Annotated in this window: 1 protein-coding gene; it reads right to left on the bottom strand. The window is 61.7% G+C overall.

Annotation, left to right across the window (positions count from 1 at the left end; genetic code table 11):
- Window positions 1–2091: FAD-linked oxidase C-terminal domain-containing protein (locus INT33_RS20880; protein ID WP_193092931.1), on the bottom strand; the 2091-nt coding region annotated here is incomplete at both ends.

Here is a 2091-nt window from a genome sequence, read left to right as displayed (position 1 = left end):
ATGGGAAAAGCGCTTTACCTGACTTCGGCACGAATAGCCCGTCGCCAGCAGTCTTCCCGCGTTCCCGGGGGCGTCCACCTGCGGCTGCCAGGACTGGGCATAAATCGTTTTGGACGTTTCTGCGTTACGGGTTTCATGGCCATAGGTGCCTGACATTCCACAGCAGCCCGTCGCTGCCAGCTCAAGCGTGAGCCCAAACGCGGAAAATACCTGCTGCCATGCTTTCGGGCTGCCCGGTGCATTGGTCTTCTCTGTGCAGTGAGACAGCAGCGTAAAGCCGGGGTCGCTCAGGGAAAGATGACTCTGCGCCAAGGTGTTCACCCGGGTGGCCAGCCACTCCTGAAGCATTAAGACGTCAGGCACGGCGTCGGCCCCCAGCGCTTTAACGTATTCCTGGCGGTAGGTCAGGGTCATTGCCGGGTCGATGCCCACCATGGGCACCTCAAACTCATTTAAGACGCGCAGCCGCTTGGCCTGCTTTTCTGCGGTACGTTCAAAGGCGCCTAAAAAGCCTTGCACATGCAGCGGCTTGCCGTTGGCGCTATACGGCATCACGAACACGCGCAGGTTGAGGCGTGAGAGCAGTTCGATCACGTCCATGACCAGCTTGGCTTCAAAGTGCGTGGTGAAGGCATCCTGGACTAAAATCACGCTCTGGGCGCGCTGCTGCTCGGTGAGCAAGGCCAGTGACGTCGGCGTGGCTTCCGCCACGCCCCAGGCCCGTAGCTGCTTTTTCACACTGGCGCGGGAGAGCAGCGGGGAATCGCTCATGCCCACGCTACGGCGCAGCAGCGTTTCCATCCAGCGCTGGCCCATCAAGGCATTATACAGCGGCGCTGCCCTGGCAAGCGTGGGCAGCATGAATTCCGTGCCGCCGATCACGTAGTCACGCAGCGGACGTAAATAGCGCCCGTGGTAGACCTCCAGGAACTGTGAACGAAACTGTGGCACGTTCACCTTGATGGGGCACTGGCCCGCGCAGGATTTACACGCCAGGCATCCGGCCATGGCGTCATACACCTGGTGGGAGTAGTCGTGATGCTGCTGGCGGCTGAGCGTATTGGCAACCCGCTGGGGGAAGTGCTTGATAAACCCCCAGGTGCGCTCGGCTTTCTTCTTGCGTGACTCTTCCACCACGTCAATGCCCGCCTGGGACTGCAGGCGCAGCCATTCACGGATCAGACTGGCACGCCCCTTGGGGGAATGGCGGCGATCACGGGTAGCCTTCCACGAGGGGCACATGGGGTCGTCAACATCGTAGTTGTAGCAGGCGCCGTTGCCGTTGCAGTACACCGCCGCGTCATAGTCCTGCCAGGCGCGCTCGTCGATGGTGCGGTCCAACTGACCGCGCATGGGCACCGCATCAATGGCCAGCAGGTTCGGGTCGCTGTCTTTCGCGATCAGCGCGCTGTCCTCTGCCGGTGAAGCGATCTTGCCGGGGTTGAGCTGGTTATGCGGGTCAAACGCCGCTTTGACCCGCTGTAAGCTGGGGTAGAGTGCGCCAAAAAATTTAGGCGCATACTCAGAACGCACGCCTTTACCGTGCTCGCCCCATAACAGTCCGCCGTACTTTTGGGTCAGGGCGGCCACCTCATCGGAAATTTCCCGAATCAGCGCTTCCTGGGCCGGGTCTTTCATATCCAACGCGGGGCGTACATGCAGCACCCCGGCATCGACGTGGCCGAACATGCCGTAAGCAAGCCCACGGGCGTCCAGCGCAGCGCGGAACTCACCGATAAACTCGGCCAAGTGCTCCGGCGGTACGGCGGTGTCTTCGACAAACGGCAGCGGGCGTTTTTCACCCTGGACATTGCCTAACAGACCGACCGAGCGCTTGCGCATCCCGTACACGGCGCCGATCTGCTCACGGCCTTCGGCCAAGGTGTACCCCAGCCGGGTGACCGTTGTGTCCTGGGCCAGATGCTGGGTAAAGGCCTGCACCTGCTCGGCCACGGCCTTGGGGTCGTCACCGCTAAACTCGACCAGGTTGATGCCGCGAATCGGCGCCTCTGGCGTGGCGGGGAAGAACTCAGCCACGCTGTCCCAGACGAAGTCCTCCATGGCCAGCGTCAGCACCGTATCGTCGATGGT

Origin of the sequence: Halomonas colorata (assembly GCF_014897985.1) — a bacterium.
Lineage (GTDB): Bacteria > Pseudomonadota > Gammaproteobacteria > Pseudomonadales > Halomonadaceae > Vreelandella > Vreelandella colorata.
This window is presented reverse-complemented; position numbering and strand designations above follow the sequence as displayed.